The sequence below is a fragment of the Microbacterium sp. NPDC079356 genome (assembly GCF_049545465.1).
Classification (GTDB): Bacteria; Actinomycetota; Actinomycetes; order Actinomycetales; family Microbacteriaceae; genus Microbacterium; species Microbacterium gawkjiense.
This window is the reverse complement of record NZ_JBMWDN010000002.1, coordinates 530,949-544,684: the sequence shown is the minus strand read 5'-3', so window position 1 is coordinate 544,684 and position 13,736 is coordinate 530,949. Positions and strand designations below refer to the sequence as shown.

At 67.9% G+C, this 13,736-nt stretch carries 13 protein-coding genes; 4 read left to right on the top strand and 9 right to left on the bottom strand.

The window, feature by feature from the left end:
- Nucleotides 1–58: 58 nt before the first annotated feature.
- Nucleotides 59–778 carry a hypothetical protein gene (locus ACPEH0_RS07395; RefSeq protein ID WP_366213607.1) on the bottom strand — a complete coding sequence of 240 codons (720 nt, stop codon included), beginning with the start codon at nucleotides 776–778 and terminating at the stop codon, nucleotides 59–61.
- On the opposite strand from ACPEH0_RS07395, the gene ACPEH0_RS07390 reads away from it, so the two are divergent.
- Together ACPEH0_RS07390 and ACPEH0_RS07385 are read left to right on the top strand one after the other, a co-directional pair.
- Nucleotides 767–1,249: a tyrosine-type recombinase/integrase gene (locus ACPEH0_RS07390; RefSeq protein WP_366213609.1), complete on the top strand. Its 483-nt coding sequence runs from the start codon at nucleotides 767–769 to the stop codon at nucleotides 1,247–1,249. The two genes, ACPEH0_RS07395 and ACPEH0_RS07390, sit on opposite strands and share 12 nt — an antisense overlap.
- Nucleotides 1,250–1,385: 136 nt before the next feature.
- The gene (locus ACPEH0_RS07385; protein WP_366213610.1) at nucleotides 1,386–1,703 is read left to right on the top strand and encodes a hypothetical protein; all 318 of its coding nucleotides are present in this window, start codon (nucleotides 1,386–1,388) and stop codon (nucleotides 1,701–1,703) included.
- Between the two features lie 117 nt (nucleotides 1,704–1,820).
- Here the strand turns inward: ACPEH0_RS07385 and ACPEH0_RS07380 are convergent, their stop codons facing one another.
- Nucleotides 1,821–3,641: a DUF262 domain-containing protein gene (locus ACPEH0_RS07380; RefSeq protein ID WP_366213611.1), complete on the bottom strand. Its 1,821-nt coding sequence runs from the start codon at nucleotides 3,639–3,641 to the stop codon at nucleotides 1,821–1,823.
- A 97-nt stretch (nucleotides 3,642–3,738) separates the two neighbouring features.
- Here ACPEH0_RS07380 and ACPEH0_RS07375 point away from each other — a divergent pair, with 97 nt between their 5' ends.
- Nucleotides 3,739–4,578, top strand: coding sequence for a hypothetical protein (locus ACPEH0_RS07375; RefSeq protein ID WP_366213612.1), 840 nt, complete (start codon nucleotides 3,739–3,741; stop codon nucleotides 4,576–4,578).
- Between the two features lie 66 nt (nucleotides 4,579–4,644).
- Here the strand turns inward: ACPEH0_RS07375 and ACPEH0_RS07370 are convergent, their stop codons facing one another.
- Nucleotides 4,645–6,363: a hypothetical protein gene (locus ACPEH0_RS07370; RefSeq protein WP_366213614.1), complete on the bottom strand. Its 1,719-nt coding sequence runs from the start codon at nucleotides 6,361–6,363 to the stop codon at nucleotides 4,645–4,647.
- A gap of 72 nt (nucleotides 6,364–6,435) precedes the next feature.
- Here ACPEH0_RS07370 and ACPEH0_RS07365 point away from each other — a divergent pair, with 72 nt between their 5' ends.
- Complete coding sequence (locus tag ACPEH0_RS07365; protein WP_366213616.1) at nucleotides 6,436–7,041, top strand: GIY-YIG nuclease family protein; 606 nt, start codon at nucleotides 6,436–6,438, stop codon at nucleotides 7,039–7,041.
- A gap of 227 nt (nucleotides 7,042–7,268) precedes the next feature.
- On the opposite strand, the gene ACPEH0_RS07360 is transcribed toward ACPEH0_RS07365, so the two are convergent.
- Genes ACPEH0_RS07360 through ACPEH0_RS07335 form a run of 6 tightly spaced genes read right to left on the bottom strand, consistent with a single transcriptional unit; the run spans nucleotide 7,269 to nucleotide 13,736 of the window.
- Nucleotides 7,269–8,069, bottom strand: a complete 801-nt coding sequence (locus ACPEH0_RS07360) for an HpcH/HpaI aldolase family protein (protein ID WP_366213618.1) — start codon at nucleotides 8,067–8,069, stop codon at nucleotides 7,269–7,271.
- Nucleotides 8,054–8,839 (bottom strand): 2-keto-4-pentenoate hydratase, encoded by a 786-nt coding sequence (locus ACPEH0_RS07355; RefSeq protein ID WP_366213619.1) that lies wholly within the window; start codon nucleotides 8,837–8,839, stop codon nucleotides 8,054–8,056. Before ACPEH0_RS07355 ends, ACPEH0_RS07360 begins: the two co-directional genes overlap by 16 nt.
- Before the next feature lie 12 nt (nucleotides 8,840–8,851).
- Nucleotides 8,852–10,003 carry a 3,4-dihydroxyphenylacetate 2,3-dioxygenase gene (hpaD, locus tag ACPEH0_RS07350; RefSeq protein ID WP_366213620.1) on the bottom strand — a complete coding sequence of 384 codons (1,152 nt, stop codon included), beginning with the start codon at nucleotides 10,001–10,003 and terminating at the stop codon, nucleotides 8,852–8,854.
- Between the two features lie 28 nt (nucleotides 10,004–10,031).
- Nucleotides 10,032–11,543: a 5-carboxymethyl-2-hydroxymuconate semialdehyde dehydrogenase gene (gene hpaE, locus ACPEH0_RS07345; RefSeq protein ID WP_311285156.1), complete on the bottom strand. Its 1,512-nt coding sequence runs from the start codon at nucleotides 11,541–11,543 to the stop codon at nucleotides 10,032–10,034.
- Between the two features lie 22 nt (nucleotides 11,544–11,565).
- Nucleotides 11,566–12,264, bottom strand: a complete 699-nt coding sequence (locus tag ACPEH0_RS07340; RefSeq protein ID WP_366213622.1) for a GntR family transcriptional regulator — start codon at nucleotides 12,262–12,264, stop codon at nucleotides 11,566–11,568.
- On the bottom strand, nucleotides 12,246–13,736 hold the full coding sequence (locus ACPEH0_RS07335; protein WP_366213623.1) for a fumarylacetoacetate hydrolase family protein: 1,491 nt from the start codon (nucleotides 13,734–13,736) through the stop codon (nucleotides 12,246–12,248). The genes ACPEH0_RS07340 and ACPEH0_RS07335 overlap by 19 nt, the downstream gene beginning before the upstream one ends.

Sequence of the window (13,736 nt, the reverse complement as noted above, 5' to 3'; positions counted from 1 at the left end):
GACAGCAGAGTTCAACGGGACAGCGGTCACCGGCAGCGCCGCGTGTTCCAACCCTTGACTATGTGGTCGCATCGTCGATCAGGCCGAATGGCGGTTGTTCCGCGCGCCCAGAGAATCGGATAACTACGTGCTCGTCCACGGTGACAGGGGGGCTGTTGTCTACGAAGGTGATTTGCGCTCCGGCTCCGGACGCAGTAAGCCACTGCTCGACATGTTCATAGATGTTGTTCACGAGCCGCGCGTCCGCGAACTCGCTATCGCCGGGGCGAGCAGCGTGGCCGAGGTTCTTCTGAGGGCTGTCGATGATGAGCAGGCCGGAAGTAAGCGCGCCCAGCTCGTACGCGACCTCCCATAGAGCGAACACCCAAGCGAGGGTGATCAGCGTCAGACCTCCGCTGCTGGCCTTCGTATAGCTGCTGCCGCGCACGGTCGGTATCAGCTTGGCGTCGAGCCAGGCATCGCTGAGCTTTGGGTAATCGAAGTCGCGGAGAACCCTGACGAACCGATCCGAGATGGCGCGAACGACGCTGTCCCGGTCGGGACGGTTGGCCTGTTCCTTCCGTTCCTTCCGGAGCTGGGCTAGCTGGCCCACGCGCAGCGCGCTCTCGTTATCTGCCTGCGCCACGCGCTCCCAGAGCCGGACTCCCTGAGCTTGATGCGCGGCTGCCGTCTCGGCTTGCGCGAGTTGGGTGCTGAGCTGGTCGCGGTACGCGAGGAAGGTGATCGCAAGCGGCGCCGACTGTGGATCGAGGAGAACGCCGTCAAGGTGAACGGCCACGTCCAGGTTGGCAGCCCGAAGCCCCACGAGAACCGCTCCGTTCCGTACCCCGCCTTCCTGGACGCCGCGCTCGCTCGTGCATGCAAAGGCAAGACAACGGACGGTCTGCTGTGGCCGGCCGAGCTCGGTGGCTATCTCTCTCAGGGCAACGCGGTGTCGGGCTGGTTCGCCAGCGCCGTCAAGCGGGTGCGGCGTGAGGAGATCGAGGCCAACGCGGCCGCTGAGGAGCGCGGCGAAGAGACCTCGTCGGTGATGCCGCGCGTCACCCCGCACGACCTCCGGCATACCGCCGCGTCGCTCGCGGTCAGTGCCGGCGCCAACGTGAAGGTCGTGCAGCGCATGCTCGGCCACGCCTCGGCGAGCATGACCCTCGACGTCTACACGGACCTGTTCGAGGACGACCTCCACGAGGTTGCCGAGGCGCTCGACAGGACGCGGGCGGCCGCCCTGGGAAGAAGTGATTGGTCCTGAGGCCGGTTCGCGCTCCGGCGAGGCTCGCATTGAGCAGTTCTATGGCCTCCACCGAGCACCGCCGCGCTGCGTCGGCGCGAATGCCGCACAGCGCTTTCACCCAAAGTCAGATTGTGTAACCACCGGAAGGAAAGCAATGCGCCCACCAGGAATCGAACCCTTCAATCCCAACATCCCCATCCGCCTCGTCCCCGACGGTGACACATGGGTCGCCCAGTCGGTCGCCTGCAGTCGATTCGGATCAGGCTCAACACCTGCGGAGGCTCTCGCCGACCTCGCGGCGTCGGAAGGGCTCAACGAAGGCGTTCTCGCTCACATCGAGCGCATGCGCGAGGCTCACATCTGTGACGATGCGATTCTCGAGGAGATCTACCAGGCGAAGCGGGACCACCAGCAGCGCAAGGCCGCCGAACGCAGGATCCCCAACATCACCCCGCTCAGAAGAACACGCTGAGCGGCGAGAGATCAGATCCACGACGAGTGGGAACCCGCTCCTCGTGAAACTCGGCGCCGTCGGTCTACATGGCCGACGGCGCCGATGGTGAAGGGGGGAGATGCGTGGCGGATGGGCTCAGTCCTCGAGAGCGGCGTCGAGCTCCGTGCCGTCATACTCGTCTTCTTCCGCCTTGATTGGCTGCGTCTCGCCGATCGTCGAGGACAGCATGCGACGGATCCGATCGGCGAGCGCCGCCCGACGCGCTTCGAAGAAATCGGCGAAATCGTGGGCATCGCGCGGGAGGGCGGTCAGTTCGTTGAGCGTGAGGTAGCTGCGCATCGCGTCCGAGGTCGCATACGCCTTCGCGGCCCACTCGTGCGGCGCGGTCGCTGACTTGTCGATGTTCTCGGGACCTGGAAGGAGTTGCAAGTTCGCCAGGCGATCCCGTAGGCGCGCGAGCTCGTCGATGTCGTCTCGCGTGAATCCCTGTGTCCGGAGCCGCTTCGGGTCGAGGAGGGCCTGGGGGAATACGTGATCGACGTGGAACTGATTCCGCGTGTCGACGTGGTCGAAGAGCATCGCCAGAACGGCGAAGGTGCGTGCGCCGCCGTACGACAACTCCAGGACGTCGTCGATGAGCTCGTCCGTCACCGCCAGCGACTTTCCACGCAGCGCCATGGTCCGCTCGAGCTCGACCATGGGGAACGCCGTGCCGCCGTGCGTGTCGATCACCGTGCGAAGGTCGCGCAGAAGGGTGTCCAACCCCGATCCCCAGACGCCGCGGACGATCAGCGAACGCAACACCCACGATCGCAGCAACGCACGATCCGGGGCGTGGACGACCGCGGTGCGGTACGAGTCATCCACCCCGCGGGAGTGGAGGTAGTAGGCGACCGGGATGATCACACTCTTCGCGGAAAGGGTCGCGTCGGACAATCCGAAGTCGCTCAGCAGGGCGACGGCGAGCTTCAGGGAGTCTCCGATGCTGTCCCACTCCCGATCGAGCGTGGCCATGTTCTCGGAGTTGAAGTTCTTCACCTTGAACGCGATGTCGTTGATACCGGCCAGCATGAGCCCGGCCTTGAGGACGACGTCCTGGCTGAAGCTGAACCCGGCTCCGGTCTGGTTGAGAGCATCGACGAGACCGTGGATCGCGTCACGCGCGTCGCGCTCCTTCCACTGCGCTGTCGCGATCGACAGCAGCAGGTCACTGTAGGAGAGGACCGTCCCACCGGAGTTCACTCGGATGAAGATGTCGAGAACGCGTTCCACGTCCTGATCGCTCTCCTCGTACATGTGCAGACTCTGGTTCGAGTGCACCTCGTGGTGCAGCTGCCCCAGCACGTCGATCGCGAAGTCGTTGTTGCCCAGCTCTGCCTGCGCGAGGTCGCGCATGAGCTGGATTGCGCTCGGCGCCTCGAAGACTTTGGTCACCGGGAACCAGTGGTACGCGCGATCCTCGGCGGAGTCGCGTACCTGTTCGTCGGTGAGCAGGCGGAAGTCGTACCGGAGGCCCGCGTCATTCGGGGCGGCCTCGCTCAGGACGTTCAGGTACAGGCGCCGCGTCGGGTAGCCGCGCGCAGAGTTGTAGCGCGCGTACTTCTCACGCACGGCGTACGAGCCTCGGAGACCGATGTTCAGCGAGGTCAGCCGCTGCTGGCCGTCCAACACGGCGATCACCTGCCGGCTGATCAGGTCGAGGTCAGGATTGTGCCGCTTGTCGAACTGCGAGTAGTCCTTCAGGAACCCGTAGAACTTGAACCGCTCGACCGTCTCCGGATCGATTCGCCAGGCGAGGAAGCTGCCGATCGGATATCCCCGCAGGATCGAGTCGAAGAGCCTGAGGACCTGCGACGGCTTCCACACGTACTCGCGTTGGATCGCGGGGAGGACCAGCTCGTTCGCTTGAATCCCGCGTAGCGTTTCGGCGATCGTCTTCGGAGGCAAGTGACCCATGGCACCTGACCGTACAGGGTGGCTCAGACGCCGACGGAGTCAGGGTCACCGATGTCGGCTGCGATCTCTAGACTGCGGGAAACGAAAGGCGGCAACCGTGACCTACAACAGTGCCGGCGTTTTCGAGGTGTTGATCAAAGACGGTACACATCTCGCAGACTCCGCGATCTCGGTCGGCGACAAGGCTGCGGTGCTCCTCAACGACGCCACCAATGTCGTCGATGGCGCAGCGATCTTGCGGAAGATTGATCCCGAGAAACTCGTCGAGGACGTCGCGGACCGCATCGAGGTTGGCAAGACTGACGGGGTCGATTCCAAGCTCGCGCTCGGGATCACCCTCGGTGTAGTCATCGGTATTGCTGTCGCCGCCACCGCTGTCGTCGTGTACAACAAGCGCTCAACGCTCAAGGCCTGGTGGATGGACCGCGTCATCCCGACCGTCGCGACAAGGTTGCGCCTCTCGAGCAGGCGCCACGATGACGCGGCGCCTGAAGTGGAGCAGGTCCCTGTGACGGCGATCACCGTCGAGTCGTTCTCCACCGAAATCGCGGAGGCGGTCGGAGACATGCGCGCCACGATGAGCAGCGAGGAGGCGCGCGGCCGGTTCATCACTATGCTCCTTGCCGCTGCCGTCGTCGCCGACGAGCTGCGCACGCTGCAGAGTCACAGGATCGTTGATGATGAGGATCGGGCGGGGCTCGAAGCGGCAATGTCGCAACTCACTACCGAGGAGGTCGCCGCACTCGCCAACCGTGCCCTCGAGCCTGGCGAGTTCGAGTTGGATGAGTCCAAGCGGCAGGCACTCATCGCTCTTCTCGGGGGAGGAGCCCCCATCGACGGTGTCTATGTGCCTGTCACCCGCGAGCGCATCGCCGAAGCACTGCTCCTGCCCGAAGTCGCAGGTAACTCCTACTCCGCGACCCCAGCCGCTGAGTAGGAGTCACCGCTCGATGCACGAATCCGGGACGGAGTATGGATTCATTGCGAGATGAGCGATTTCGTCTCACGGCGTGTAGTCGTCGTGGATCCCGACGCGGCTGAGCTCGATCTTCCCGCCCGGCAGCACCCAATAGTGCAGACGCCTGGCCGATGCCGTCTTCTGCTCGATCGCCACTCGCCAGCTCTTGGCTCCGTCTGCGCGGACGACGGGGGCATCCTCGCCGCCCATGCCGCTACGGAGCTCGTGGAGGTCGAGGCTCGGCACCTCGTGCGCTCGCCTGATCAACACGTACACCGCGGCGCGGAGCATCTTGTCCAGTTGGCCATCGTCCAGGATCTCGAGGGAGCTGACGAAGCTCGGACCGACGAGAAAGCCCTCCTGCAGGGGATACCGGTGCTTCTCGCCGGCCAAGACCCGCTGAACCCACGCACGCCGGATTTCTTCGCGGATCCAAGACTCCCGATCCGGCCAGAGCGACTGCCGCGCTCGAGGAGTATCGCTGTCGTGTGTCACCTGTGTCTTGACACTCCTCGCGTCGCGAACCTCGCGAGTCAGCCGGACGATCATGAGCGATCTCTCGGCGCTCTTCTCCCGCTCCTCGCGCAGCTGCGCTGAGAGGGTGGTGATCTCATCACGCAAACGGTCGAGCGTCTCGAGGTCCGTACCCTCGCGCAGCTCATGCCCCAGGCGCCCGATCGTGCCGCGAAGGCCGGCGAGCTCGTCACGTACCTCTTGCAGGTCGCGCGCGCTCACGGCGCCTACGAAAGGCAGACCCGAGAGCGGTGGGCCCGCAGGATTGTCCGACGGCGAGGTGACTGTCACGACCGGCTCGGAAGGCGCCTGCACGGCGGCCGGGGCAGAAAGCGCCTTCGGCTCCTGGTGAAGACCCTCTTGTAGCCACGCAGGGCCGCCCTTCAGTAACGACTGCGGCTCGACGATCACCGCCTCAGGGTCGACGTTGACCAACGAGAGGGCGAGCCCTTGCGCACTCCGCGTCACGCGGGTCCGCACAGTCTCACCCTCGCGGACGACGTCGGCACACGACACGTCCTCGTTCTCACCGTCATCGACCCCAGGGATCACATCCCGCCGGCGCAGCGGATATTCCGGCGAAAGCGGATGCAGCATGAGGTTCACGCGGCGATCGGTGACCTTGACCACGCGTGCGAGAGTCACGGATCCGTCAACGAGCCGGTCGGGATTGAACCGCTCTGCTTCGGGAGAGAGGTCCTTGCCGAGGAGCCAGCCTTCAACGCTGCTGCCGACCTCGAGTCCTTCGGCGAGGGCGGCCTGCGAGGTAAGGCGGTCCGCGACGATCATCACCCGCTCGCCGTCATCGAGGCGGGCGACGTTACCCGTGGCGCCGGAGACTCGCTCCACTGTCGCCCGTGCCCATCGGGCGCGTTCGACGGGCGCAGCGATCGTAGTCACCACCTGTGCGAGTGCATCCTCGATCAGTTCCTCGACGCTGTGGTGCTTGGGGAAACGTAGGGCGGATCGCCACCAGTCGGGAGCGCTGTGGAAGTCCGGCGGGTAAGAGCGCGCGGCGCCGCCGTACACGTTCGCCTTCTCAGGGAGCACGGACTGCAGGGCGTACGTCGTATCTCCGGTGGAAATCGTGACGACGTCGACGTCAGTACCGATCTCGCGCTCGACGTGCTCCGGGTCGTACAGGAATGCCCCGGACTCGTCCGAGCTGATCAGGATGAGGGGACGGCGCCTCGGGCTCAGAATCTCTGCACCGAGCTCGCGGGCAGCCCCAGGAGAGTCGATGTGTCGCACAGGATCACTATGGTGGGTGCCGCCGACATCCGGGTGAGACATTGGCCGACCCGCGCTTGTACAGTCACGAGCATGACCACATTGGTATCGCCGGGCCACCTTGTCGGAGCCGCGATCGAAGCGCTCAGCGGAGATCGCTGGGCGATCACCGACGCCGTCGAGCATGTGCCGGCGCGCCCTGGCCTGTATGCGATCTACGGTGATGAACCGGCGTGGACTGAGTTGCTGCTCGAGCCGTCTCCCACGCAGCCTCTCTACGTCGGCAAGGCAGAAGACAGCCTCGTGTCTCGAGACCTGAACAGCCACTTCGCGACGAATCCGCGGTCGAAGCCGCGAACCGGAAGCTCCACCGTGCGGCGCTCGTTCGCGGCACTACTCCGCGAATCCCTTCAGCTGGAGGCCGTCCCTCGCAATCTCGCCAATCCGGAGCGGTTCGCGAACTACGCGCTCGCGCCCGGCGGCGACGAGCGGTTGAACGCCTGGATGCACTCGAGATTGACCCTGGCCGTTTGGCCGGCACCCGCCGAAACGCCGATCCGGTTGAAGGATGTCGAGACCCTGGTGATCGAGCACTTCACACCGCCGCTCAACATCGACAAGAACCCTGGGCGGCTGGCACGCCTCAGCCGTGCACGCGCCGAGATGGCAGCCGAAGCTTCGCGCTGGCGACCGGCCTGACGCCCGATGGCGGCTCCGCGACTGCGGGCATTGTGGGAACATCCTGGTAACAGAACACCTGTGCGTACCTGTTTGGAGCTGTCCCGGGATGTTCGCAACTTCCGCGGAAACACGCCGTTTCCGACCCTGATGACCGACCGCGACGCCCCCGATCAGGGTTCAAATCCCACCGTCACCGCCAGAAAAACCCCCGCGAGTCGGGGGTTTTTCCCTTTCCGGAGACGGTTTCAGTAGCCCGCGCGCTCCTCGTCGCCGGCCTGCGACCAGCGCGCCGCCAGCGCCTCGGACCCTCGGGCGAGCATGGCGACGTCGGCCCCCACGAGCACGAAGTCGGCACCGGCGTCGACGTAGGACTGTGCGACCTCGGGGTCGAACGCGTTGACGCCGACGGGAACGCCGGCATCCGTCACCGCGGCGAAGGCGCGGAGCACTGCGGCGGTCACGTCGGGATGCGTCTGCTGGCCGAGCAGACCGAGGGATGCCGCGAGGTCGCTCGGTCCCACGAAGACACCGTCCACGCCGTCCACCGCGGCGATCGCTCCGGCGGCCTCGACGCCCTCGGCCGTCTCTACCTGGACGAACAGCGATACGTGCTCGTCGGCGTCGGCGAGGTATCCCTCGACCCGGTTCCACCGGGCCGACCGCCCGAGCGCCGACCCGACGCCGCGCCGACCGCGCGGGGGATATCGCACCGCCTCGACGACCGCCTCGGCCTGCGGGGCGGACGACACCATCGGCACGAGCAGGTTCTGCGCGCCGAGATCGAGGACCTGCTTGATCACGACCGCATCGTCGGAGGGCACCCGCACGACCGGGGTGACCGGGTAGGCGGCGACGGCCTGCAACTGGGCGAGGACGGATTCGAGCCCGTTCGGGGCGTGCTCCATGTCGATGAGCACCCAGTCGAGGCCGGCGCCCGCGCAGATCTCGGCCACGAGAGGCGAACCCGAGCACACCCACATGCCGGCCAGCGGACGGTCAGCCTGCGCCAGCGCGGCGCGGAAGGTCGGGGTCAGACGAAGCGGCATGTGATCTCCCCCATCGGGCCGTACTCGCACCGTACCTCGTCGCCCGCCGACACCCACATCGGCCGGGTGAACGAGCCGGCGAGGATGATCTCGCCGGCCTCCAGCCGCGCGCCGTGCTGGGCGAACTTGTTGGCGAGCCAGGCGACGCCGGTGGCGGGGTGGCCGAGGACGCCCGCGGCGACGCCGGTCTCCTCGATCTCGCCGTTGCGCGAGAGCACACCGGGCACCCAGCGCAGGTCGATCTCGTCGGGACGCTTGTGCACGTCGCCCAGCACCATCGCGCCGTACGCCGCGTTGTCGGAGATCGTGTCGACGATCGTGCGGCCCTCGAGCTCGATGTGCGAGTTCAGCACCTCGAGCGCCGGGACGGCGTAGTCGATCGCGGCGAGGGCGTCCTCGAGCGTGCAGTCGGGGCCCTCGAGCGGCGCGCGCAGGACGAACGCGAGCTCGACCTCGATCCGCACGTTCGAGAACCGGGCCGCCTCGATCTCGTCGCCCGAGCGGTACACCGTGTCGTCGAACATGACGCCGTAGTCGGGCTCGGTGATGCCGGTCGCCTGCTGCATCGCTTTGCTCGTGAGGCCGATCTTGCGCCCCACGAGCCGGCGCCCGGCGGCGATGTTGCGGTCGCGCCAGACGCCCTGGATCGCGTACGAGTCCTCGACGGTCGCGTCGGGGTACCGGGCCGTGATGCGGGGGATCACCCCGCGCGTGCGCTCGGCCTCGGCCAGCTCGGCGGCGATGGCGGCGATGGTCTCGGGGGGCAGCATCCGATCTCCTCCTCAGAGCTGGTTGCCGAGCTTGAACTCGCCGCCGTCGCCCGCCGATTCCGGGGCGCGCGTGTACGAGAAGCCGTCGGCCCCGATCGTCACCGCCATCTCGGACGAGTCCGTGCGGGCGACGACGGGCTGCGGGTTGCCGTCGAGGTCGAGCACGAGCGAGGCATCCGTGTACCAGCTCGGCACGACGGGGTTGCCCCACCAGTCGCGGCGCTGGTTGTCGTGCACGTCCCACGTGACGACGGGGTTGTCGGGGTCGCCGGTGTAGTAGTCCTGCGTGTAGACCTCGACGCGGTGCCCGTCGGGGTCGCGCAGGTACAGGTAGAACGCGTTCGAGACGCCGTGACGGCCGGGGCCGCGCTCGATCGCGTCCGATCGCCGCAGCGCGCCGAGCTTGTCGCAGATCGCGAGGATGTTGTGCTTCTCGTGCGTCGCGAAGCAGACGTGGTGCATGCGGGGACCGTCGCCGCCGGTCATCGCTGTGTCGTGCACGGTGGGCTTGCGCCGCATCCACGCCGCGTACACCGTGCCCTCCTCGTCCTGGATGTCCTCCGTCACGCGGAAGCCGAGGGACTGCATGAAGTTGACGGCGCGCGGCACGTCGGGCGTCACCTGGTTGAAGTGATCCAGCCGGACGAGCTCGCCGGGGCTGTAGAGGTCGTACCGCCACGACAGCCGCTCGACGTGCTCGGTCGCGAAGAAGAACTCGTACGGAAAGCCGAGCGGGTCGACCACGCGAACCGAGTCGCCGATGCCCTTCGTGAACCCGTTCGGCTCGCGCCGCACGTCGCACCCCAGCTCGGAGTAGAACGCGACCGCCCTGTCGAGGTCCTCGGCGGAGCGCACCCGGTACGAGAACGCCGCGACGGCCGCGATCGGACCCTGCCGCAGGACGAGGTTGTGGTGGATGAACTCCTCGGTCGAGCGCAGGTAGATCGCCTCGTCGTCCTCCTCGGTGACGTGGAGCCCCAGGACGTCGACGTAGAAGACGCGGGATGCCGCGAGGTCGGTGACGACCAGTTCCATGTACGCGCAGCGCAGCACGTCGGGGGCGGGCGAGGAGGGGGTCGGGATCGGGTTGTCGGAGCGGATGGGGGACTCCTGGCTCACCCAGAAGCCGGAGGAGGTGAGGGTCATGTCGTCGCGGTGGCTCATGTCAGCGTCCTTGCGTGAGTGAGGGAGGTCAGTTCTTGCCGAAGGTCGGGTTGTGCACCTTGCCGAGGGTGATGTGCACGGCCTGCTGATCGGTGTAGAAGTCGATCGAGCGGTACCCGCCCTCGTGCCCGAGGCCCGAGGCCTTGACGCCGCCGAACGGGGTGCGGAGGTCGCGCACGTTGTTGGAGTTCAGCCAGACCATGCCGGCCTCGACGGCCTGCGAGAAGTTGTGCGCCCGCTTGAGGTCGTTGGTCCAGATGTAGGCGGCGAGGCCGTACTTCGTGTCGTTCGCGAGTGCGAGGGCCTCGTCGTCGGTGTCGAACGGCGTGATCGCCACGACGGGGCCGAAGATCTCCTCCTGGAAGATCCGCGCCGTCGGCGGCACGTCGGCGAACACGGTCGGCGCGACGAAGTTGCCGTCGTCGAAGCCGTCGGGCCGGCCGCCGCCGGCGACGAGCCGACCCTCGGTCTTGCCGAGCTCGACGTACGACATCACCTTGGCGTAGTGCTCGGGGTGCACGAGCGCGCCGACCTCGGTGGCCGGATCGTGCGGGAATCCGACCTTCACCCGCGCGGCCTGCGCCGCGTAGCGCTCGACGAACTCGTCGTACACCTCGCGCTGCACCAGGATGCGGCTGCCCGCCGTGCAGCGCTCGCCGTTGAGCGAGAACACCCCGAAGATCGTCGCGTCGATCGCGGCCTCCAGGTCCGCGTCGGCGAAGACGACCGCAGGGCTCTTGCCGCCCAGCTCCATCGACAGGCCCTTCAGCCAGGGCGCGGCGTTCGCGAAGATCAGCTGTCCCGTCGAGCTCTCGCCCGTGAACGAGATGAGCGGCACGTCGGGGTGCTTCACGAGCGCGTCGCCGGCCTCTTCGCCGAGACCGTTGACGAGGTTGAAGACGCCCTGCGGCAGTCCCGCCTCTTCGAAGATGCCCGCCCAGAGGGATGCCGACAACGGCGTGAACTCCGCGGGCTTCAGCACGACGGTGTTGCCCGTGGCGAGCGCGGGGCCGAGCTTCCACGACTCGAGCATGAACGGCGTGTTCCAGGGGGTGATGAGCCCTGCGACGCCGATCGGCTTGCGGTTGACGTAGTTGATCTGCCGGCCCGGCACCTTGAACGTGTCGTCGGACTGGGCGACGATCAGGTCGGCGAAGAAGCGGAAGTTCTCGGCCGCTCGGCGGGCCTGCCCGAGCGCCTGCGTGATCGGCAGGCCCGAGTCGAAGGACTCCAACTCCGCGAGGCGCTCGTCGCGCGCCTCGACGAGGTCGGCGATCCGGTGCAGCACGCGCGAGCGCTCGCGCGGCAGCATCCGCGGCCACGGGCCGTCGGTGAACGCGCGACGCGCGGCGGCGACGGCGGCATCCACATCGGCCTTCTTGCCCGCCGCGGCCTGCAGGTACACCCGGTTCGTGACGGGGTCGAGCACGTCGAAGGTGTCGCCGTCCTGCGAGTCGACGAAGGCGCCGTCGATGTAGTGCTGGATGCGGGTGGGGAGGTCCGCGGGCGTGTGCGGGGCCGCGAGGGTGGGATCCGTCATGTCGTGCGTCCTTGCTCGAGGGTCAGAAGTTGGGGAGGCCGAGCGCTTCGCCCGGGTGTTCGTGGATCATGTAGGCGTCGAGCGTCGCGGAGCGGTGTCGCCGGGCCGCCTGCTCGACCTCGCCGAGCGGCGCGCCGCGCTCGATGAGCGCAACGATCTGCTCGTGCTCGCGCACCGACTCCTGCGCGCGGCCCGGCACGAAGCTGAACGTCGAGTCGCGAAGGTGCCCGAGACGCGCCCACTCGGACTCGACGAGCTCCAGCATCCGCGGGTTCGCGCACTTGGCGTAGAGCGTCGCGTGGAACACCTGGTTGAGCCGCGTGAACGAGTGCGGGTCGAAGTCGCTCAGCGACTGGATCATCCGCTCGTTGGTCTCGCGGGCGAGCCGGAGGTCGTCGGCGGTGAGGCGGCGCGCGGCGAGGGCGGTCGCGGTGCCCTCGAGGATCGACAGTGCCTGCATGCTGAAGCGGTACTGCGTGTCGTCGACCATCGAGACGCGGGCGCCGACGTTGCGTTCGAACGTGACGAGCCCCTCGGCCTCGAGTTGGCGGATCGCCTCGCGGACGGGTACGACGCTCATGCCGAGCTCGCCCGCGATCGCGCCGAGCACGAGGCGGTAGCCCGGCGTGAACTCCTGCGAGGCGATGCGCTCCTTCACCCAGTGATAGGCGCGCTGCGACTTGCTGAGGTCCGCCGGCGCCGTCAGTTCGTCGCCCGCCATGCGCGGTACCGGTCCTTCCACTCGCCCGCGAGCGGGAACAGTCCGTCGACCGCGTGGCCCTCGGCGACGCGGTCGGCGATCCAGCCGTCCTCGATCTCCTGCTCCAGGGCCGCGTCGACGACCTCGGCGGCGAGCCCGGGCGGGATCACGATGACACCGTCCACGTCGCCGACGAGGATGTCGCCGGGCTGCACCGTCGTGCCGCCGCACGCGATCGTCACGTCGGCATCCCACGGCACGTGACGGCGGCCGAGGACCGCCGGGTGCGCACCGGCGGTGTACACCGGGATACCGACGGCCGAGACGGCGTCGACGTCGCGGACACCGCCGTCGGTGACGATGCCCGCAGCCCCGCGCGCGTGCGCGCGGATCGCGAGGATGTCGCCGAGCGTGCCCGAGCCGGACTCGCCGCGGGCCTCGATCACGATGACCTCGCCCTCGCCGACGGCGTCGAACGCGCGCTTCTGCGCGTTGTAGCCGCCGCCGTGGGAGTCGAAGAGGTCCTCGCGGTTCGGGACGAAACGCAGGGTGCGGGCGAGCCCGACGAGCTTCGCGCCCGGGTGGAGGGGTCGGACGCCGTCGATCGTGACGTTGTTCAGACCGCGCTTGCGCAGCTGCTGCGACAGCCCGGCGACGGGTGCCCGCTCGAGCTTCGCGCGGAGCTCCGGGTCGAGCCCCGGCGCGGGCAGGCCCGCGGCCTCGCGCGAGCCCCACGCCTCGGCGCGCTGCAGGTCGTCGGCGGCGGGGAGGGAACCCAGGGCGGGGTCGAACGCCCGCTCGCCCTGCACCACCGTCGTGCGCAAGCGGCCGGACGAGGGGGCACCGGCGGCATCCGGGGCATCCACCTCCACCTCGACGACGTCGCCGGGGACGATCACCGACGAGCCGGCGGGGGTGCCGGTGAGGATGACGTCGCCGCGCTCGAGGGTCATGTGCTGCGAGAGGTCGGCGACGATCTGCGCGAGGGGGAAGATCAGGTCGGCGGTCGTGTCGTCCTGCGCGAGCTCGCCGTTCACCCAGGCGCGCACGCGCAGCGCCCCGGGGTCGACTTGGCGGGCGTCGATGAGGTGGGGCCCGATCGGGGTGTACCCGTCGCGGCCCTTGGAGCGGACGTTCGAGCCGCGGTCGTTCGCGCGCAGGTCGTAGAGACCGAAGTCGTCGGATGCCGTGACCCACCCGACGTGCGCCCACGCCTCCGCCGCGCCCACGTGGCGCGCATCGGTGCCGATGATGAGTGCGACCTCGGCCTCGAAGGCGAGGAGTTCGGTCCCGGCGGGGCGCTCGATCTCGTCTCCCGACGCGGCGAGCGAGCTCGACGGCTTCAGGAAATAAGAAGGCGCGGCGGGGCGGCGTCCGCGCTGGTCGGCGCGCGAGGCGTAGCTGAGGTGGACCGCGACGATCTTGCCCGGGCGCTGAGGAAGGGCGGCGAAACGCGGATCGATGGGGGTCGTCGGTTCGATGTCGTGGGTCAT